Origin of the sequence: Streptomyces sp. NPDC059917 (assembly GCF_042730635.1) — a bacterium.
Taxonomy (GTDB): domain Bacteria; phylum Actinomycetota; class Actinomycetes; order Streptomycetales; family Streptomycetaceae; genus Streptomyces.
In genome coordinates, this window is the sequence record NZ_JBHWLC010000114.1 from 1 (window position 1) to 20,395 (window position 20,395).

The following is a 20,395-nucleotide window of genomic DNA, read 5'->3' on the forward strand; positions in this document are numbered from 1 at the left end:
GCCACCCCCTGACCCCTGGTTCCTTTGGGGCCCGGGCGCCATCGGCCCCCCCCCCGGCCGGGGGGGGGGGTGGGTTGGGCCGCGGCGGGGCGGGGGCGCCCGGGGCCCCCGCGCCCCTCCGCGCGTGGCCCGAACGGGCCCACCTGGAGCCGGCGCGGCCGTGCGCTCACCGGGCCCGTTCCCGGCGCGCGACATACGACAACGGCCCGGCCGCTCGGAGCGGTCGGGCCGTTGTCGTTCGCGCCCTGAGCAGCGGCGCGGGGAGGTGTCCGGGGTGCCCGAGATCAGGCGGCCTTGGTCTCCCAGAAGATGCGGTCGATCTCCGCGATCAGCTCGAGGGCCTTCTGGCCCGTCGCCGGGTCGTTCGACGCCTTGGCGGCCGAGAGGGCCTTGAGGGTGTCGTTGACCAGGGCGTGCAGCTGCGGGTACTTCTCGAAGTGCGGCGGCTTGAAGTAGTCGCTCCACAGCACCGAGACGTGGTGCTTCGCGAGCTCCGCGCGCTGCTCCTTGATGGTGATGGCGCGGGCGCGGAAGTCCGCGTCGTCGTTGGCCTGGTACTTCTCCTGCACGGCCTTGACGGACTCGGCCTCGATACGGGCCTGGGCGGGGTCGTAGACGCCGCACGGCAGGTCGCAGTGCGCGCTGACCGTGACCTTGGGGGCGAAGAAGCGGGAAAGCATGGGGGTGGGTCCTCCTCGTGATCGTCTTCTCAAGGGGGAGATTACTCCGTGAGAAAGCGGAATTCGCGGGCGGCCCCGTGGGCTTAGGACAAAAGTCCAGCGTCACGATGGGGGTGGTGAGCGAACGTACGGACGGAACCGGGAAGGTGTCACATGCACGTGCCGATCGGGATGGTGGAGGTGTACGGGCCTTCGATGGCCCCCACCCTGGACTCCGGCGATCAGGTGCTCGTCCACTACGGCGGGCGCGTGCGCCCCGGTGACGTCGTGGTGCTGCGCCACCCCCTCCAGCAGGACCTGCTGGTCGTCAAGCGCGCCGCCGAGCGTCGCGGGGGCGGCTGGTGGGTGCTGGGGGACAACGGCTTCAACGAGAGCGGGGACAGCGAGGACTACGGCGTGGTGCCCGACGAACTCGTGCTGGGCGTCGGGCGGCTGCGCCTGCGGCCGCCCGCCGCCGGTCAGACCTCGCTGGCGGCCCGGGCGTCCTGGCTGGCCCGCGCGGTGCGTCCGCTGCTCCCGGACCCGAGCGCCTCCTCGCGCTTGCGCGCCCGGTAGGCGGCCACGTTGGCCCGGGTGGCGCAGCGGTCCGAGCAGTAGCGCCGGGACCGGTTGGTGGAGGTGTCGAGGTAGGCGTTGCGGCACGGCGGCGCCTGGCACAGTCCCAGCCGGTCCGCGCCGTAGGACGTCAGGTGGTACGCCAGGCCCATGGAGGCGATCGCGGCGTACCCGGCCGAGGCGTTGGAGGGGTGGTCGGCGAGGTGCATGTGCCAGTTGGGCTCGCCGTCCGGGCCGGGCGTTTCGTGCCCGGAGATCTGCGGGCTCACGGGGAACTCCATCAGGAGCGAGTTCAGCAGGTCCACCGCCAGGAAGTGGTCGCCCGAGTCGGCCGCCTCGAAGATCGCGCGCAGCCGCGCGCGGACGTTGCGGAAACGGGTGACGTCGGCGTCGGTGACCCGGCGGGCGTCCTGGAGGCTGGCCCCGAACAGGGCCCGGGCCGTCTCCGCCGACGTCAGCGCGTCCTTGCCACGGGCCGGCTCCTCGGTGTTGACCAGGCGCACGGCGTAGTCCGAGTAATGGGCCAGTTCCACTTGTAGTCCTTACGGATGAGGATTAGTGTGCGGGTGTGCCGTTCAGGTAACGGCCGACATGCCTTCTAGGGTATTACGGGTGGAGGGGTTCGAGATGACGGACGCGGCGACCGGAACGGACTGGCAGGCCTGGCAGGACAGCTGGGACCGCCAGCAGGAGTGGTACCTCCCGGACCGCGAGGAGCGGTTCCGGGTCATGCTGGACATGGTCGAGGCGGTCGTCGGCACGGCGCCCCGGGTGCTGGATCTGGCGTGCGGTACGGGAAGTATCACGGACCGCGTCCTCAAACGGTTCCCGAACGCCACCAGTACGGGCGTCGACCTCGACCCCGCCCTGTTGACCATCGCCGAGGGCCACTTCGCGGGCGACGCGCGGGTCACCTTCGTCACCGCGGACCTCAAGGACCCCGACTGGGCCCTGCGGCTCCCGCACGGGGACTACGACGCGGTGCTCACGGCCACCGCCCTGCACTGGCTGTACAGCCCGCAGCTCGCCGTGCTCTACGGGCAGCTGGCGCCCCTGGTGCGCCCCGGGGGCGTCTTCATGAACGCCGACCACATGCCCGACCCGGCGACCCCGCTCCTCAACGCCGCCGAGCGCGCCCACCGGCACGCGGGCATGGACCGGGCCCGCGCCGAGGGCGTGCTCGACTGGGCCGAGTGGTGGGCCGTGGCCGCGGCCGACCCGGTGCTCGCCGAGCCCACGAAGAAGCGGTACGAGATCTACGGCGAGCACGCCGACGGGGACACCCCGGACGAGGCGTGGCACGCCCGCACCCTGCGCGAGGCGGGCTTCGCGGAGGCCCGTACCGTCTGGCGCTCGCCGTCGGACGCGCTGGTCCTAGGACTCAAGTAGGGGATCGCTCCGCGGGCCCGCGGAGCGACGAAGAGGGGCGGTACGGACATCGTCCGCACCGCCCCTCTTCCCACTGCGTGCGCGGGGTTACAGCACCTTGGACAGGAACGCCTTCGTCCGGTCGTGCTGCGGGTTGCCGAGGACGTCGCGCGGGTTGCCCGCCTCGACGACCACGCCGCCGTCCATGAACACCAGGCTGTCGCCGACCTCGCGGGCGAAGCCCATCTCGTGCGTGACCACGATCATGGTCATGCCCGATTCGGCCAGGTCCCGCATGACGTCGAGGACGTCGCCGACCAGCTCCGGGTCGAGCGCCGAGGTGGGCTCGTCGAAGAGCATCAGCTTCGGCTCCATGGCCAGCGCGCGGGCGATCGCCACGCGCTGCTGCTGGCCGCCGGAGAGCTGCGAGGGGTAGTTCCCGCCCTTGTCGCCCAGGCCCACGCGGTCGAGGAGCTTGACGGCGCGCTCCCGCGCGACCGTCTTGCTCTCGCCCTTGACCATGACCGGGGCTTCCATGACGTTCTCTATGGCCGTCATGTGCGGGAACAGGTTGAACCGCTGGAAGACCATGCCGATGTCCCGGCGCTGGGCCGCGACCTCGCTGTCCTTCAGCTCGTAGAGCTTGTCGCCCTTCTGGCGGTACCCGACCAGCTGGCCGTCCACGTAGAGGCGGCCGGCGTTGACCTGCTCCAGGTGGTTGATGCACCGCAGGAAGGTGGACTTGCCGGAGCCGGACGGGCCGACCAGGCAGAACACCTCGCGCGGCGCGACCTCGAGGTCGATGCCCCGCAGGATGTGGGCGGCGCCGTAGGACTTGTGCACGGCCTCGGCTTTGACCATCGGCTGGGCGGTCACTTCGCCACCTCCGTACGGCGGAACATGTTCAGGTTGGCGCGCAGTCGCTGGAGCGGGGTCGGCGGCAGGCTGCGCAGCGAGCCGCGCGCGAAACGGCGCTCCAGGTAGTACTGGCCGACGCTGAACACGCTGGTCAGGGCGAGGTACCAGATCGACGCGACGATGAACATCTCCATCACCGCGAACGAGGTGGCCGCGATGTCCTGCGCGGCCCGCAGCAGGTCCGCGTACTGCACGGCGACGACCAGCGACGAGGTCTTGAGCATGTTGATGAACTCGTTGCCCGTCGGCGGCACGATCACGCGCATCGCCTGCGGCAGCACGACCCGGCGCATCGTCTGCGTGCGGGTCATGCCCAGTGCGTGGGACGCCTCCGACTGCCCTTCGTCGACCGACTGGATGCCGGCCCGGACGATCTCCGCCATGTACGCGCCCTCGTTGAGGCCGAGACCCAGCAGGGCGGCCAGGAAGGGGGTCATGACCTGGGTCATCTCGTCCTTGTAGAACCCGAGGTTCAGGATCGGGAAGATCAGGGCGAGGTTGAACCAGATGAGCAGCTGGACGTAGACCGGGGTGCCGCGGAAGAACCAGATGTAGAACCAGGAGATGGTGCTGGTCACCGGGTTCTTCGACAGCCGCATCACGGCGAAGGCGACGCCGAGGACCAGGCCGAGCGCCATCGCCGCGACGCTGATCAGGACCGTGTGCCACAGGCCGCTGAGGATGCTCGCGTCGAAGAGCTTCTCGGGGACGGTCTGCCAGCGGACGTTGCCCTGGGAGAAGGCGTAGATGATCGCGCCGAACAGGACGATCGCGACGATGCCGCTGATCCAGCGTCCGTAGTGCCGGACGGGGATGGCGCGGATCATTTCGGGCGGGACGGACCCGGCCGGCGGGGTGTCCGCCGGTCCGGGGACCTTTTCGAGCTTGTCAGTCACAGTGACTGCCCTTCAGTGCTGCGTGGGGGTCACTGACCTGCGTTGACCTGGGCCTTGGTGACGGCGCCGGAGGCCGCGTTCCACTTGTCCAGGGCGGCCTTGTAGCTGCCGTCCTTGATCGTCGCGTCGATGGCGGCGGCCAGGGCGTCGCGCAGCTCGGTGTTCTTCTTGTCGATGGCGATGCCGAAGAGGCCGGCGTCACCCGGGTTGGCGACGGCCTCGAAGTCGTTGCCGCCGCCCGCGGTCTGCGCGATGTACGCGGCGACCGGCGAGTCGTTCAGGTCGGCGACGGCGCCGCCGGCCTTCACGCGGGTCTGCGCCTCGGCGTCGGTGTCGAAGGCCTCGATGGAGAGCTTCGCCTTGCCGTCCTTCTCGCACTTGGCGCTCTGGTCCTTGGCGGACTGCTCGTACGTCGTGCCGCGCTGGACGGCGAGCTTCTTGCCGCACAGGTCGTCGAGGGTCTTGATGCCCTCCGGGTTGCCCTTCTTGACCAGGATGCCGGTCGACGCGGTGAAGTAGTCGACGAAGTCGACGCCGTTACCGGTCTTCTGGCCCTTGTCGTCGAGGCCCTGCTGGCGGGCCTTGGTGTCGCTCATGGAGGACATGACGACGTCGGTGCGGCCGGTGGGCAGACCGCCCAGCAGCGTGGCGAAGGTGCCGGAGGTGAACTCGAACTTCACGCCGAGCTGCTTGCTGAGGGCGGCGGCGATGTCGGGGTCGACGCCGACGATCTTCTCGCCCTCCTTGAACTCCATCGGGGCGTAGGTGGCGTCGGTGCCGACCTTGATCACACCGGCGTCCTGGATCTTCTTCGGGAGCTTCGAGAACAGCGGGGCGCTGCTCGTCTTGCCGCCCGTGTCGGAGCCCTTGTCGGTCTGGTCGCCACACCCGGTGAGGATCAGGGCGCCGGCGACCGCGATCGCGCCGACCGCGGCGATCCGGGACCGGGCGGCAGTCGTGCGGCGGGTGGTGCTTGCGGTCATGAGCTGGTTCCTCCGACAGGGGTGGAAAGCATCCGATGGCGGTCGGGCACGCACCTTCGAGTGTCGCGACCTTGTGTGATTACGGCATCTTGCCATTCGGACTGGCGCATTCAGGATGCCCATCAGGTCAAAATCGCATAACGGGCGACCCCGGTAACCCAACATCGCTGCGGGGATGGGCTGTCGCGGCGGGAGTATGCGCCGTCGGAGGCCTTCTTTACCGGAGCTTTTGCGGTCCGTCTCGGGTACTGGACACAGACTCTTGGACTTTTCGCCGAAACTAGGACAAGAGGCTTATGGTCGAGCAGGAATCGACTCGTCTGGGTGAGCGTTCTTCGGGTAGAACAGATCCTTACACCCCTCATCCGGGGCTCAGGGCGCGCGTGCGGCGCGCCCGCGCGTACGAACCTCCCCTTCGCGGAGACGGATCAACCAACCCGTCGACGCGGAGTACGGACGCGGTGCCCGCCCACCCCTTAACCAGGAGTGGTCACCCTCAACGAATTAAAGACTTAAGGGGTTAAGAAAGTGGCAGCGGAGATCGTCAATCCTCGCAGCGACAGCGTTACGGACAACAACCCGGATGCGGTGTTCGCGCTTCACCGTGGCGGAAAGATGGCCATCGTGGCCACCGTTCCCGTCCGGGACAAGGACGACCTGTCCCTCGCATACACGCCCGGCGTGGCCAAGGTCTGCACCGCCATCGCGGAGCAGCCCGAGCTGGTCAACGAGTACACCTGGAAGTCCAACGTGGTCGCCGTCGTCACCGACGGTACCGCCGTGCTCGGACTCGGTGACATCGGGCCGGAGGCCTCGCTCCCCGTCATGGAGGGCAAGGCCATCCTCTTCAAGCAGTTCGGTGGTGTCGACGCGGTTCCGATCGCGCTGGCCACCAAGGACACGGACGAGATCATCGAGACCATCGTCCGGCTCGCCCCCTCCTTCGGCGGGGTCAACCTGGAGGACATCTCGGCGCCCCGCTGCTTCGAGATCGAGCGCCGCCTCCAGGAGCGCGTGGACATCCCGATCTTCCACGACGACCAGCACGGCACCGCCATCGTGTCGCTGGCCGCCCTGCGCAACGCCGCCAAGCTCACCGGCCGCACCCTCGCGGACCTGCGCGCCGTGATCTCGGGCGCGGGCGCGGCGGGCATCGCCATCGCCAAGATCCTGGTGGACGCCGGGATCGGTGACGTCTGCGTCACCGACCGCAAGGGCGTCGTCTCCGCCGACCGCTCCGACCTCACGGACGTCAAGGCGGAGATCGCGGGCCTCACCAACAAGACCGGTCTGACCGGCTCCCTGGAGGACGCCCTCGTCGGCGCCGACGTCTTCATCGGCGTCTCCGGCGGTACGGTCCCCGAGGCCGCGGTGGCGACGATGGCGAAGGACTGCTTCGTCTTCGCCATGGCCAACCCGAACCCGGAGGTCCACCCCGACGTCGCGCACAAGTACGCGGCGGTCGTGGCCACGGGCCGCTCGGACTTCCCGAACCAGATCAACAACGTGCTCGCGTTCCCCGGCATCTTCGCGGGCGCCCTCAAGGTCCGGGCCTCCCGGATCACCGAGAACATGAAGATCGCCGCCGCCGACGCCATCGCCGGTGTCGTCGGTGACGAGCTGGCCGCCGACTACGTGATCCCGTCGCCCTTCGACGAGCGCGTCGCCGAGGCCGTCACCGCGGCGGTCGCCGCCGCCGCCCGCGCGGACGGCGTGGCGCGCCTCGCCTGAGCGAGCCGCCCGTAGCGCAGCAGTACGCCGAAGGCCCCGCCGCAGTGATGCGGCGGGGCCTTCGGCGTACCCGGATCGGACGGGACGGACTACTCGTCGTCCTCGTCCTCGTCGTCGAGCCGGGCCAGCCAGGTGGCCAGCCGCTCGACCGGGACCTCGAAGTCGGGGTTCAGGTCCACGAAGGTGCGCAGCTGCTCGGCGAGCCACTCGAAGGTGACCTCCTCCGCGCCGCGCCGCTTCTCCAGCTCCTCGATGCCGCGATCGGTGAAGTACAAGACAGGCTCCGTGCGTGATGGGGGTGTTTCCCGGCCAGGATAATCCGCGTCGGCCGGACACCTCCCGCCGGGCACCGGGCAGGGATAACCTGGATGGCCTCAACACGCTTGGCGGACGCAGTCGTTGGTTGCTGCTGGGTGCTGATTCACCGGGACCGGGGGCGGGGGATGGCGGACGGGCGCACGGGCGACTCCGCGCGCGCCTTCGAGCTCCTGGAACCCCTCGTCCAGGCCGCGACCGTACGCGTCCACGCCCCGCCGAACGGGTATGAGGACCCTGGGACCGGAGCCACCTGGGGCAGCGGGTTCTTCATCGCTCCCGGCTGGGTCCTGACGTGCGCGCACGTGGTGGGCGAAGGGGGCGGCGGGATGCGGCTGGTGGGACGGGAGGTCGGCATCACCTTTTCCTCCGGCGGGGACGGCGCCACCGGAACCGTCGCCGGACGCGTGGAGTGCGTCCTGCCCGAGCGGCTGGAGCAGCGCCGACCCGGCGGGCCCGGCCTGTGGGAGCTGCCCGACCTGGCGCTCGTGCGCGTCCTGGCCCCCGTCTCGCACGCCTGCGTCTGGCTCACCGACCGGGCCAGGCCGCGCTTCGACGAGGTCGCGTACTTCGGCTGCACGGAGGACCTGGGCACCCCCGAGATCACCGGCCGCACCACCCGGCTGCGCGGCACCGCGGGCAACGGCGCCGCCATCCGGCTCGGCGCCGAGGACGAGATCGAGCACGGCATGTCCGGCGGCCCGGTCGTCGACCTGGCCCGCGGCGAGGTCGTCGGCGTGGTCAAGGCCCGCGCGCGCGGCGGTGGCGGGCTCGCCGTCTCCGTCGTCCAGCTGCGCACCCTGCCGATCTCCGCCAAGAGCCGGATCGGGCTCTACCGCCGCGTCATGCAGGCCCACGACCTGCACCACTACGACCAGCACCTCAGCGACGTCGACAACCGCCGCACCTGGACCGACGCGCACGACGAACTCCCGCGCCCCGACCCCGACCCCTACGGCGGCCGCCAGCGCCTCACCCCCGGCGAGCGCACCACCCTGTGCGGGCTGCTGGCCGAGCTGCCCCCGCCCGGTTCCTCCGAGGCCGTACGGACGCTGGTCGAGGCGGCCCGCGGGGAGGAGCCGGACCCCGGCCCGCTGGCCCCGCTGAGCTGGCGCGACGGGCTCGGCCTGCTCTACGACCCGCCCGGCGGGGTCAGCGAGGCCGCCGCCATGCTGCGCTACGCCACCGACGTCAGCGTCGCCGAACACCGCGAGCCGCCCGCGCCCGGCGCCGACGAGGAGCTCTGGGACTGGGTGCGGGCCACCGCCGAGCGGCTGTGGCGACCCCTGCGCCGGGAGCTGGGCGAGCGGCACGAGCGGGGCCTGCTGGAACGCGAGCGGGCGCGCGAGGAGCGCAGGCTGGCCGCCGCCGGACAAGCCGTCCGGATCGGGCCCGCCCGCGCCGCCGAGATCCTCCCGCCCGGCCCCTCGGTCCTGCTGGAGGTGTGGGCGCACAGCTGGGAGCGGGTCTACGACTGGCGGGTCTCCGTCCTCCTCGGCCCCGAGCACCTGACCCCCGTCGACGCGGGGGAGCGGGCCACCCTCGCCGCGCTGCCCGAGCTGCTGCGGGCCCCGCTGGCCGAGGCCTTCCGGCGCTGCGACACGCACGAGGGGGCCGCGCTGCTGGAGGCCGCCGTCGCACCCGAGCTTTTCACCCTGCCCGTGGACGAGTGGGTGGTGGTGGGCGCGGTCCCGGTCGGCACCCAGCGCCCCGTGGTCTTCCGCCACCCGCCCGAGCCCGGACCGCCCGCCACGGAAGACGGCCACCGCCGGGCCGACCGCTGGGCCCGGGTCCAGGCCGGACCGCTGCTCGACGAACGGGCCGACTGCGACCGGGGGCGCCGGCGCACCCCCACGTACGCCTGGCTCGACGGCCAGCCCGACAACACCGTGCCCGTCCACTGCCGGGCCGCGGACGCCGACCCCACCCTCGGATCCCTGCACTCCGCCCACCGCGCCGGTTACGGGGTGGTGCTGTGCCGGCGGCCCCCGGCGGACCCGACGCTGCCGTGCGCGCCCTTCCACCGCGCCCTGCGCGAGGAACTCGCCGACGCGGGCCGCGGCGGCGTGCTGGCCCTGCGGCTGCAGTCCCTGCGGGGGCGGGCCCACGGGCACGACCCCGACGCGTACTGGGCCGCCGGGCTGGGCCTGGTCTGGGACGATCCCGGGCGCCCGCTGCCCGACGACGAACCGTTGCAGGGGGACCTGTGAGCCGCGGCCCCGCCGGGGCCGGGGCAGGGGCGGCCGCCACGAAGGGGGAGCGACCATGAACGACGAGTGGCTCATCTACCGCGGGGTCGGCGAACCCCACGACGGCATCGACGCCCTGCCGCCCCCGCCGCCGTGGCGGGACTTCGACGGCGGCCCGGTCGCCCCGCCCGGCGAGGCGGCCGCCGCGGTCGACGGCGCCGCCACCCGGCGGCTCGGCGCCCACCGGCACGCCGCCGAGATGCACCGGCCCGAACCGGAGGAGCTCGACGTCATCAACGCCGCGCTGTACCTGCGCCGGCCCCTGCTGGTGACCGGCTACCCCGGCACCGGCAAGTCCACCCTCGCGCACGCCGTCGCGCACGAGCTGAAGCTCGGCCGCGTCCTGCGCTGGCCCGTGGTCTCCCGGACCGTGCTCCAGGAGGGCCTCTACCGCTACGACGCCATCGCCCGCCTCCAGGACGTGCAGATCGCCGCCGGGGGCGGCGACCCCGGCGGAACGCCCGGCATCGGCAAGTACATCCGGCTCGGGCCGCTCGGGACCGCGCTGCTGCCCACCGACCGGCCGCGCGTCCTGCTCATCGACGAGCTGGACAAGAGCGACATCGACCTGCCCAACGACCTGCTCAACGTCCTGGAGGAGGGCGAGTTCGCGCTCCCCGAGCTGGAGCGGGTCGCCGACCGCGAACCCGAGGTCCAGGTCCTCACCGACGACGGCGCCAAGGTGAGCGTCCGGGGCGGCCGGATCCGCTGCCGCGCCTTCCCCTTCATCATCCTGACCAGCAACGGCGAACGCGACTTCCCCGCCGCCCTGCTGCGCCGCTGCATCCAGCTCAAGCTCGGCCCGCCCGGCGAGAAGCGGCTCGCCACCATGGTCCGGGCCCACCTGGGCGAGGAGGCGGCCGCGCTCGGCGCCGACCTCATCCGGGAGTTCCTCAGCCGCTCCCAGAGCGAGCTCGTCGCCGCCGACCAGCTCCTCAACGCCATCTACCTCACCCACCACGCGGCGCCGCCCACCCGGGAGGACCTCGCCGACCTGCTCATCCAGCGGCTCGACCGTTCGAGGTGAGGGCCCGTGACCGCAGCCGCCGGACCACCGCCGCCCGGAATCCGTGACCTGACCGCCCTGCTGCGCGCCGCCGGCCTCGACCCCTCCGTCGAGGAGCTGGCCGACGCGCTCTGGCTGGCCGGGCGCACCCGGGCGGCCCGGGGCGCGGGGACCGCACCGGCGAGCGGGACGGGCGCGGTCGACGGGACCGGGACCCGCGCGGTGGGCGACCCCGGCGGGCAGGAGACGGACGGTACGGACGGCGCGGACGGTACGGACGCGACCACCGGCTCGGGGGTCGGGGCGTCCGACCCGGAGCCGGGGCCCGCGGGCCCGCCCGAGGAGGACCGCCTCGACCTGTACGTCCCCGGGCGCGCGGGCCCGTACCGCCCGGGGGAAACCGGAGCGGAAGCCGAACCGGAGGGCGCCGCGGGGATCCCGGTCCGGGTGCCGACGGCGGCCGCGCTGCCCCGGATCCTGGACATCCAGCGGGCCCTGCGCGCGCTCCAGCGCCGCCGGCCACCCGCGCCCCGGGCCCGCAGCGTGCTGGACGAGCCGGCCACCGCCGAGGCCAGCGCCCGGGCGCTGGGCCTGGCCATCCCCGTGATGCGGCCCGAGACCCGGCGCGAGAGCACGATGCGGCTGGTCCTGGACGCGTCCCCGTCGATGGCCGTCTGGCACGACATGTTCGACGAGCTACGGGCGGTGTGCGAGCGGCTGGGAGCCTTCCGGGACGTCCAGGTGCACTACCTCCACCGGCGCGCCGACGGCCGACCCGCGATCGGAACCGGAGCGGAACCGGAAGTGCGGATGCGGTCCGCCGACGTCCTGCGCGATCCGACCGGGCGCGGACTGACCATGGTGGTCTCCGACTGCGCCGGGCCGCTGTGGCGCGAGGGCGAGGCGCAGCGACTGCTGCACCGCTGGGCCCAGTGCACGCCCTGCGTGGTCGTCCAGCCGCTGCCCCAGCGGCTGTGGGGCCGCAGCTGGCTGCCGACCGAGCGGGGCACGCTGGCCCGACGCGACGGCGGCGAGCCCCACCTGGAGTTCCGCCCCGACCGGCCGCCGCGGCCGGGCCGACCGGTCGGCGGGCTCACCGTGCCCGTGCTGCCGCCCAGCGCCCCCGCGCTCGGGGCCTGGGCCCGGCTGGTGGCCGGGCTGGGCAGCGGGGCCGTACCGGCCGAGGTCGGGCGGGTGCTGGTCGACCATCCCGCGGCGCCCGCACCGCTGCCGCGGGCCGCCCGCCCGCCGCGCGAACTGGTGCGCCGCTTCCGCTCCTCGGCCTCGCCGCGCGCCGTGCAGCTCGCCGTGTACCTGTCGGCGACCCCGCTCGCCCTCCCGGTGATGCGGCTGGTGCAGCGCACGATGCTGCCCGACTCGGAACCCTCCGACCTCGCGGAGGTGCTGCTCAGCGGGCTGCTGCGGCGCAGCGGTCCGACGCCGGGGCAGTGGTACGAGTTCGTGCCCGGAGTGCAGGACGTCCTGCTCGGGCCGCTGGGCCGGGACGAGGCCGCGCTGGTGCTCAAGCACTGCTCGGAGTACGTACTGGCGCACTTCGGGCGGGGGGTGCGCAACTTCCCCGCGCTCGCGGTCTCGCAGCTCACCGGCGCCGCCCCGGCCGGTGCGGCCCCGGTCGGGGCGCCGGAAGCGGACACCGGCGGCGCGGCGGCGGGGACCGGTCCGGGCGCCGGGGGCGGTGCCGGGGCCGGGGAGGAGCCGGGGCGGGTGCCGGTACCGCGGTTGCCGCAGCTGCCGCAGGCCTTCGCCCAGGTCTCCGCCAAGGTCGTGCGCCGCTACCTGCCCGGGCCGCAGGACGCTCCGCCCGGAGCCGAGGAACCGCCCCCGGGCGGGGCGGCCCCCGTGCCCGGCCGGGCCTGGGCCGTGCGCACCGCCCGGACCCGGCTCGCCGCCTTCGACCGCGACCGGGACGGCGGCCAGCGCGCCCTGTACGAGGCCGTCGCCGTGCTGCGCCGCGCCGTGACGGCGCCGCCCGGACCCGGGGACCCGGCGGGCGAGGCCGAGTTCGAGCTGGCCGGGGCGCTGCTGCGGCTCTGGGAGGTGCAGCGGGACCTCGACCTGCTGACCGAGGCCGAGCGCACGGCGCGCGCGGTGAGCGCGCTGCCCGGCATGGTCCGGGCCCGCGCGCTGCTCGGCCGGGTGCTCTACGAACGCGCCGACGCCGCCCTGTCGGGCTCCGGGCCCGAGGCGGCCGAGCTGCTGGCGGCCGCCGAGCGCGAGTTCGCGGCCGTCGGGGCCGTGCCCGAGCTGGAACGGGAGCTGCGCCTGGACTGCGCGATCCGCCGGGCCCGGACCCTGATGCGGCTGTGCGAACTGCACGACGACCCGGCGGCGCTGCGCGAGGCCCTGGGCGCGCTGGAGGTCTTCGACCGTGCGGAGCGGGAGCTCGGCGGCAAGCCGGACGGGGGGCTCCAACTGGCCCTGGGCCGGGTCCTGCTGGCCCTGGCGGACCGTGAGCCGGACCCGGCCGGGCGGACCCTGCTGGCCGACCGCGCCGCCACCCGCCTGGCGGCGGGCCTGGCCCCGCTGCTGCGCGCCCGCACGGGCCCGGGGGAGCGGGGCGCGGACGAGGGGCGGGCCGCGGGGCCGGGGGCCGCGGCCGCGCCGCCGGACGGCGGGGCCGCGGGGGAGCGCGGCTGGGTACGGGTGGAGCTCGCCCGGGCGCTGCGCTACGTCCCGGAGCGGCTCGACGAGGCGCCCGGGGTGCTGAGGGCCGCGCTGGCCGACGCCGTCGGGGAGCCGGAACTGCGGCTGGCGGCGCTGGTGTGCCTGGCCCGGGTGCACCGGGAGCGGTACGCGCGGGACACCGACCCCGCGGACCTCGACGCGGCGGCCGACGCCTACGGCCGGGCCCGGCGGCTGATCCCCCGGGACGGCGAGGCCTACGGCGAGTTGCTGCCCGAGTGGGGCGACGTACTCCTGGAGCGGTCGCGCGCGGGCGACGGGCAGCGGTTCGTCTCGACGGCGGTCCGGGTGCTGCGCGACAGCCGCGCCGCCGTGCCGCAGAACGACCCGCGCGCCCCGCACCGGCTGCACCGACTCGCCGCGGGCCTGCGGCTGCGGCACTCCTACGAGGGCGACCTGGTCGACCTGCGCGAGGCCGAGTACCTGCTGGAGCTGGCGGTCCGGCACGCCCGCGGCCCCCTGGAACGGGCGAACGCCTGGCGCGAGCACGGCGACGTGCAGCAGGAGATCCACGCCCAGACCCGGGCCGTCGACCGGCTCGACCGCGCGGCCGACTCCTACCGGCGGGCCTGGCGCGCCGCGATGGAGGCCGACCGCACGGACCGCGAGGAGGCCGCGGTCGAACTGGGCGCCCGCGTCCAGATGTTGCGCGGCCAGGTGCTGGAGCGCCTGGCCCGGCCGCGGGCCGCGCTGGACGCCTACCGGGGGGCCCTGGAGCTGTGGCAGCGCCTCGGCCCGGCCGGGTCCGGGTCGGCGGCGGCGACCGGATCCGAGGGCGGGGCCGGCCCCGACGAGCGGCGCGAGGCGGTGCGCGCCCGGGTGCGTGCGCTGGAGGCGGCACTCTGACGTGCCTCGGGGCGCCCCTCCCGTGACTGTTTCCGCTCCCCGGGCGCCGGGAAAGGGGAGTGGACCCATCGAACACACGACGCAACAGGGGGACGGAAAAGCCATGGTGACAAAGCATCAGGAAGTGGTCGCACGCCGGTGTTCGGGGCAGCTGCCGGACCTTTCCGGGCTCGATCTGGCCGCGCTGCGGGGCATCGACCACCCGGTGCTGGCGGACGTGGTCGAGGGCATGGTGGAGCGCGTCACCCACCCGGCGGAGATACTGAACGCCTTCGACTCCGGCGTCGACTGATCCGGCCGGGTGCCGGCCGGCTACCGGCCGGTCCGAACCGGCAGAAAACGCCCCCTGGTTGACCACTTTCCGCCGTTAGCCGTACACATCCACCGGGCAGGGATGGACCGTCCGCAGCGGGAGGAACAGTCGAATGAGGCAGACGACCACGCGCGACGCCGTGCTGCCCGCGCACCGCGTCCACGCGCCCTGGCCCTATACCCGGCTCGACGTCCCCGCGCTCCGCGCCGCGGGCCACCACCCCTACCCCCTGCGCCAGTTCGTCCTCAAGACGCGCAGCCGATGCAACCTCGCCTGCACCTACTGCTACGTCTACTCCATGGCCGACCAGGGCTGGCGCGCCCAACCCGTGGCGATGCCCGCCGCCACCGCCGCCCGCGCCGCCGACCGGATCGCCGAACACGCCGCCGCCCACGCCCTGCCCCGGGTCGACCTCGTCCTGCACGGCGGCGAGCCGCTGCTGACCCCGCCCGCCGGCCTCGCCGCGCCCGTCGAGGCGGTCCGGGCGGCCCTCGCCCGCCGCTCCCCGCGCACCCGGGTCACCGCCACCGTGCAGACCAACGCCACCCTCCTCACCCGGGGCCGGCTCCAGGCGCTCGCGGCCGCCGGGATCCGGGTCGGCGTCAGCCTCGACGGGGGGCTCCCCGCGCACAACGCCCGGCGCGTGGACCACGCCGGGCGCCCCGGCTTCGCCGCCGCCGCGCGCGGCCTGCGCCTGCTGGCCCGGCATCCGGAGAGCTACGCCGGGGTGCTGTGCGTGGTGGACGTGGACCAGGACCCGGTGGAGACGTACGCCTCGCTGCTCGCCTTCGCGCCGCCCACCATCGGGCTGTTGCTGCCCCTGGCCAACTGGGCCGACCCGCCGCCCCGCGCGGCCCCGGGCACCACCCCGTACGCCGACTGGCTGACCGCCGTCTTCGAGCGCTGGTGGCACGACGGGGTGCGCCGGACCCGCATCCGGCTCTTCGAGGAGATCATCGCCCTGCTGCTCGGCCTGCCCGCCGCCAACGAGTCCCTGGGCCTGGCCCCGGTCACCACCGCCGTCATCGAGACCGACGGCAGCATCGAACAGGCCGACTCCCTCAAGTCCGCCTACGAGGGCGCCGCCGCCACCGGGATGACCCTGGACAGCCACAGCTTCGACGAACTCCTCGACCACCCCGGGCTGGCCGCCCGCCAGCTCGGCCGGGCCGCACTCACCACCGGCTGCCGCTCCTGCGAACTCGTCGAGGTGTGCGGGGGCGGCCACTACCCGCACCGCTACCGGCCCGGCCTGGGCTTCCGACACCCCTCCGTGTACTGCGAGGACCTCCAGGTGCTCATCCGGCACATCGCCGCGGCCCTGCACCACGCCGCCACCACCGCCACCGCGGCCCCGACCGCCGCCACCGCGCGCGGACCCGAGCGGGCCGCCTCGTGACCCGCCCCGCCCCCGGCGCCGCGCCCGCCGCACCCGACCCGCTCCCCGGCTTCTCCGTCACCTCCCACCTGCTGCGCGCCCTCTCCTCCACCGAACCCGGCGCCGAGGGCACCCGGCTGGTCCGCGACATCCGCCGCTCCAAGCGCCTGGTCCTGCTGCGCGGGGTGCTCGACGCCGCCCCCGGCGGAGCCGACGGCGAGACCGGCCAGCACTGGGCCCTGCTGGAGGAGGCCGAGCGGCACGACCCCGGCGCGGTGCGCGACGTACTGCACTACCCGGCGACCGGGGCCTGGGCCGAGGAGACCCTGCGCCGGCTGCACGCGCCCCACGGGCCCGCCCCCGACCTCGCGCACCTCGGGGCCCTCGCCGCCGCCGCGGCCCTGCGCGCCGGAGTCGACTTCAAGCTCACCCTGCGCCCGCTGCACGGCCGCCTCGTCCTGCCCACCCTGGGCCTGCTGCGCCCCGCCCGCCCCGGGCCCGTCGCGCTCACCGAGCGCTCCTGGGACCCGGCCGACCCCGCCGTCCTGGCCCTGCACGGCCTTCCGGGCGGCCGGACGGCCCTGGACGACCTCGACCCGTACCGGGCCCTCGGCCACTCCGCCTCCGTACGCCCCGCCCGCCGGCTCACCCCCAAGGGGCACCGGCGCTGGGACATCCAGTGGACCGGCGCCCTCACCCTCCTGGAGCGCTACGACTCCACCCGGGCCGGGGAGATCGGCGAACTCCTGCGCACCCTGGTCCCGCTGGCCGGCGGGGCCCGTTCCACCGGCGCCACCCTGCCCGCCGCCGCCGGGTCCGTCCTGGTCCGCGGCCAGGCCCCGCCCGCGCTCGCCGCCACGCTCGTCCACGAGGTCCAGCACGGGAAGCTGACCGCCCTCGCGGACGTCCTCACGCTGCACACCGCCGACCGCACCCCCTGCTACTGGGCCCCCTGGCGCGCCGACCCCCGCCCCTTGGAGGGACTCCTGCACGGCGCGTACGCCCACCTGGCCCTGGCCGGCTACTGGCAGCGCGCCGCCCTCTACGGAGCCCGCGGGGCGTGGGCCCGGCACGCCCGCTACCGGGCCCAGGTGGCCGCGGTCCTCCCCGTCCTCCAGGGCGCCCGCGAACTCACCGTCGCCGGACGGGAGTTCACCGCCGGGATGGCCGCCGCCGAAGCCGCCATGGACGACTTGCCGCCGCCGGGGGACCAGCAGGCCGTCGCGCGCCGGGCGATCGACCACGACCGTCGAGCCTGGTGCGAGGACCACCCCGAACTCGCCGCATTCGCCGCGTCCTGACAAGGGCTGAGCACCCGTCACCTGCGGTACCTTTTCAACCCCGTCCACCGCCCGGATTCCAGGGAGACGGCCGCATGACCACCGGTAGTCGCCACGACCGCGACACAGCGGCGCAGCCACAGCGCTTCGTCATCAGCTTCGCGGGGTTCAACCGCCCCTGGGCCGTGTGGATCGCCCACCGGCTGGAGGAACACGGCCACCGCGTCGCCCTCCAGCGCTGGGACCCGCAGAACAGCCCCGGCCTCGACGAGGCCCTCGACGACCTCGCCCGCGGCGGCGGTCGGGTCCTCGTCGTCCTCAGCGAGCGGTACTTCTCCGCGGGCACCCACACCGACGACGAGTGGAACGCGGCGCTGCGCACCGTCACCGCCGCCCACCCCGACCGGTTCGCCGCCGTCTGCCTCACCGACGCCCCGCTGCCCAGCGCCGTCGCCGCCCTGGAGAAGACCGACCTGTGGGGGCTGGACGCCTACGAGGCCGAGTACCGGGTGCTGCGCAGGCTGGAGCTGCCCACCGACCGGATCGGCACCGAGACCGGCCGCCGCGGCCCCCGCTTCCCCAACGACCCGCCCGAGATCTGGGGCCGCGTCCCGCGCCGCAACCCCCGCTTCACCGGCCGCAACGACGTCATCGGCAAGCTCCGCGCCGCCCTCAGCGAGGCGCCCCCCGGCGCCGCCACCGTCACCCTGCTCGGGCTGTCCGGCGTGGGCAAGACGCAGGTCGCCACCGAGTACGCCTACCGCTTCGCCTCCGAGTACGACGTGGTGTGGTGGGTGCCCGCCGAGGACCGGCCCACCCTGCGCGAGCGGCTCGCCGACCTCGCGCCCGCCCTCGGCCTGCCGCGCGGCGCGGGCAGTTACGGCGAGCAGATCCGCGCCGTCCTCGAAGCGCTGCGCCGCGGCTCCCCCTTCAACCGCTGGCTGATGATCTTCGACGGGTGCGACAACCCCGACGACCTGACCGACCTGCTGCCCGGCGGCGCGGGCGACGTCATCATCACCTCGCGCAACCGGGAGTGGGGCAACCGGCACACCAGCCTGGTCGAAGTCCCGCTCTACGCCCGCCCCGAGTCCATCACCTTCATCCGCCGCCGCGCCCGCCGCCTCACCGGCGACGAGGCCGACCAGCTCGCCGAGGCGCTGGAGGACTACCCGCTCGCCCTCGACCAGACCGCGGGCTGGCTCGCCGACTCCCCGCTCAGCGTGGGCGATTACCTCGCGCTGCTGCGGCGCAGGCTGGACTCCCGGGAGGCCGTCGCCGTCTCCGACGACTACCCGCTGCCCTTCCCCACCGCGCTCGCGATACTCCTCAACAACGTCCGCGAGAACTTCCCCGACGCCCTGGCCCTGCTGCGGCTGTTCGTGTTCTTCGCGCCGGGCCCGGTCCCGCTGCGCCTGCTCGGCGAGTTCCCCGCGGACGACGTGCCCGAACAGCTCGCCGGACTGATCAACGACCAGATCCGGTGGAACGCGGCCCTCAACAAGCTCGTGCAGTTCTCCGTCGTCCGCCTGGAGTACTCCGACCTGCCCGTCGAGGAGGGCGGCGGCGGCCTGGAGACCGTCCAGCTGCACCGGATGGTGCACGGCATCGTCCGCGAGAACCTCTCCGAGGACGAGGCCGAGCCGCTCTCCCGCGCCGTCCGCCAGGTCCTGGCCGCGGCCGACCCCGGGCGGCCCTCCGACTCCCGGCTCTGGCCGAGGTACGCCGAGCTCATCCCGCACCTGGAGACCGCCGGGGTGCTCACCAGCACCAACCCGCGGATCCAGACCTTCCTGCTGCGCTGCCTGCGCTACCTGATCCTGGCCGGGGAGTACCGCAGCTGCCTGCGGCTGTGCGAACAGACCGACCTGGCCTGGCGGTCCATGCTCGGCGAGGACCACGACCGGGTGCGCGAGCTGAGCTACCAGTACGGCGGGGCCCTGCGCAACCTCGGCCTCTTCCGGCGCGCCGAGACCCTCACCAAGGCCGTCGCGGACCGGCTCGTCGAGGAGCGCGGCGACCGGGACCTGGAGACCCTGCGGGCCACCAGCGCCTACGGCGGCGTCCTGCTGTGCATCGCCAAGTTCGAACCGGCCCGCGCCCTCTTCGAGCACTGCCTGACCACCTACCGCGAGCTCCTCGGCGAGGACGACTCCACCACCCTCAACGCCCAGAACAACCTGGCCGCCACCTACCGGCTGCTGGGCCGCTACCAGGAGGCCTACGACCTCGACCTGGAGACCCTGCGGCGCCGCGAGCGGGTGCTGCGCTCGCACCACATCTCCACCCTCTCCTCCGGGATCGCCTGCGCCATGGGGCTGCGGCTGATGGGCCGCTACCGGGAGGCCCAGACCCGCCAGGAACAGGGGGTCAAGCTCAACAACCAGATCCTGGGGGTCAACCACCCGCAGACCCTGCGCGCCGAGCACAACCTCGGCCTGTGCCTGCGCCGCTCGGGGGACATCCCCGGCGCGGGGACCCGGCTGCGGACGGTGTGGGAGCGTGCCACCCGGGTCTTCGGCGCCGACTACCCGTGGACCCTGATGGTCGCCTCCGACTACGCCACCTACCTGCGCGAGTACGGGGACATCGAGGAGTCCCGGCGGATCTCCGAGGCGGTGGTCCGGGGCTACCAGTCGCAACTGGGCCTGGCCCACCCGTACAGCATCGGTACGGTCGGCAACCTCGGGCTGGTGCTCCGGGCCCAGGGCGAGCGCGAGGAGGCGCTGAGCCTGTGCGAGCAGGCGCTGGTCGGGATGCGCAACGCGCTCGGGGACCGGCACCCGTGGACGCTGGGCAGTGCGCTGAACGCGGCGGGCTGCCGGAACATCACCGGGCGGCTCGACGACGCCGTGCGGTTGAGCCGGGACACGCTGCGGACGGCGGAGCGGGTGCTGGGGCCGGACCATCCGATGGCGCTGAGCGCGCAGATCGCGTTGGCGGCCGACCTGCGGGCGCTCCAGCAGACGGACGAGTCCCGCAAGAACGAGGACGACGCGCTCAAGGCCCTGACCCGCACCCTGGGCACCCAACACGTCCACACGGTCTCGGCCCGCCAACGAGTCCGCCCGTACTGGGACTTCGAACCCCAGCCGTAGCCCTGGCCCTGCCGGCGGCGCCCTGAGCCCAGCCCGGCCGCCTCCGGGCCACTTTCAGCCTCGCCGGCGTTTGAGG

The 20,395-nt window shown here is 74.1% G+C and carries 16 protein-coding genes; 10 read left to right on the top strand and 6 right to left on the bottom strand.

The annotated features are described in order from the left end of the window. Window positions 1-284: 284 nt before the first annotated feature. A complete protein-coding gene (gene sodN / locus ACFWAR_RS36510) occupies window positions 285-680 on the bottom strand; it encodes a superoxide dismutase, Ni (protein WP_330332571.1) in 396 nt (131 codons plus the stop codon). Between the two features lie 153 nt (window positions 681-833). Here sodN and sodX point away from each other — a divergent pair, with 153 nt between their 5' ends. Continuing rightward, complete coding sequence (sodX, locus tag ACFWAR_RS36515; protein ID WP_385787116.1) at window positions 834-1,235, top strand: nickel-type superoxide dismutase maturation protease; 402 nt, start codon at window positions 834-836, stop codon at window positions 1,233-1,235. Here sodX and ACFWAR_RS36520 read toward each other — a convergent pair. Beyond that, the gene (locus ACFWAR_RS36520) at window positions 1,139-1,768 is read right to left on the bottom strand and encodes a CGNR zinc finger domain-containing protein (RefSeq protein WP_385787119.1); all 630 of its coding nucleotides are present in this window, start codon (window positions 1,766-1,768) and stop codon (window positions 1,139-1,141) included. The two genes, sodX and ACFWAR_RS36520, sit on opposite strands and share 97 nt — an antisense overlap. Window positions 1,769-1,862: 94 nt before the next feature. Between ACFWAR_RS36520 and ACFWAR_RS36525 the strand changes: the two genes are divergently transcribed. Further along, window positions 1,863-2,624 (top strand): class I SAM-dependent methyltransferase, encoded by a 762-nt coding sequence (locus ACFWAR_RS36525; protein WP_385787150.1) that lies wholly within the window; start codon window positions 1,863-1,865, stop codon window positions 2,622-2,624. An 87-nt stretch (window positions 2,625-2,711) separates the two neighbouring features. On the opposite strand, the gene ACFWAR_RS36530 is transcribed toward ACFWAR_RS36525, so the two are convergent. Genes ACFWAR_RS36530 through ACFWAR_RS36540 form a run of 3 tightly spaced genes read right to left on the bottom strand, consistent with a single transcriptional unit; the run spans window position 2,712 to window position 5,400 of the window. Next, a complete protein-coding gene (locus tag ACFWAR_RS36530) occupies window positions 2,712-3,464 on the bottom strand; it encodes an amino acid ABC transporter ATP-binding protein (protein ID WP_385787153.1) in 753 nt (250 codons plus the stop codon). 11 nt (window positions 3,465-3,475) lie between these two features. After that, window positions 3,476-4,417 carry an amino acid ABC transporter permease gene (locus ACFWAR_RS36535; protein ID WP_385787122.1) on the bottom strand — a complete coding sequence of 314 codons (942 nt, stop codon included), beginning with the start codon at window positions 4,415-4,417 and terminating at the stop codon, window positions 3,476-3,478. A gap of 29 nt (window positions 4,418-4,446) precedes the next feature. After that, entirely contained in the window at window positions 4,447-5,400 is a 954-nt protein-coding gene (locus ACFWAR_RS36540; RefSeq protein ID WP_354382777.1) for an ABC transporter substrate-binding protein, read from the bottom strand. Window positions 5,401-5,928: 528 nt separating this feature from the next. Between ACFWAR_RS36540 and ACFWAR_RS36545 the strand changes: the two genes are divergently transcribed. After that, a complete protein-coding gene (locus ACFWAR_RS36545; RefSeq protein ID WP_385787126.1) occupies window positions 5,929-7,131 on the top strand; it encodes an NADP-dependent malic enzyme in 1,203 nt (400 codons plus the stop codon). 89 nt (window positions 7,132-7,220) lie between these two features. On the opposite strand, the gene ACFWAR_RS36550 is transcribed toward ACFWAR_RS36545, so the two are convergent. Continuing rightward, entirely contained in the window at window positions 7,221-7,406 is a 186-nt protein-coding gene (locus ACFWAR_RS36550) for a DUF6104 family protein (RefSeq protein WP_356415216.1), read from the bottom strand. A 168-nt stretch (window positions 7,407-7,574) separates the two neighbouring features. Between ACFWAR_RS36550 and ACFWAR_RS36555 the strand changes: the two genes are divergently transcribed. The 7 genes from ACFWAR_RS36555 to fxsT all read left to right on the top strand — a co-directional run bounded on the left by ACFWAR_RS36555 (window position 7,575) and on the right by fxsT (window position 20,319). Next, a complete protein-coding gene (locus ACFWAR_RS36555) occupies window positions 7,575-9,656 on the top strand; it encodes a trypsin-like peptidase domain-containing protein (RefSeq protein ID WP_385787130.1) in 2,082 nt (693 codons plus the stop codon). 55 nt (window positions 9,657-9,711) lie between these two features. Further along, complete coding sequence (locus ACFWAR_RS36560; RefSeq protein ID WP_385787133.1) at window positions 9,712-10,722, top strand: AAA family ATPase; 1,011 nt, start codon at window positions 9,712-9,714, stop codon at window positions 10,720-10,722. Between the two features lie 6 nt (window positions 10,723-10,728). Further along, on the top strand, window positions 10,729-14,250 hold the full coding sequence (locus ACFWAR_RS36565; protein ID WP_385787136.1) for an SAV_2336 N-terminal domain-related protein: 3,522 nt from the start codon (window positions 10,729-10,731) through the stop codon (window positions 14,248-14,250). A gap of 103 nt (window positions 14,251-14,353) precedes the next feature. Further along, window positions 14,354-14,542, top strand: coding sequence for an FxSxx-COOH cyclophane-containing RiPP peptide (gene fxsA, locus ACFWAR_RS36570; protein WP_354382783.1), 189 nt, complete (start codon window positions 14,354-14,356; stop codon window positions 14,540-14,542). Window positions 14,543-14,675: 133 nt separating this feature from the next. Further along, a complete protein-coding gene (locus ACFWAR_RS36575) occupies window positions 14,676-15,962 on the top strand; it encodes an FxsB family cyclophane-forming radical SAM/SPASM peptide maturase (protein WP_385787141.1) in 1,287 nt (428 codons plus the stop codon). Next, window positions 15,959-17,242 (top strand): HEXXH motif domain-containing protein, encoded by a 1,284-nt coding sequence (locus tag ACFWAR_RS36580; protein ID WP_385787144.1) that lies wholly within the window; start codon window positions 15,959-15,961, stop codon window positions 17,240-17,242. Before ACFWAR_RS36575 ends, ACFWAR_RS36580 begins: the two co-directional genes overlap by 4 nt. A 74-nt stretch (window positions 17,243-17,316) precedes the next feature. Continuing rightward, entirely contained in the window at window positions 17,317-20,319 is a 3,003-nt protein-coding gene (gene fxsT / locus ACFWAR_RS36585; protein ID WP_385787147.1) for an FxSxx-COOH system tetratricopeptide repeat protein, read from the top strand. Window positions 20,320-20,395: the final 76 nt, after the last annotated feature.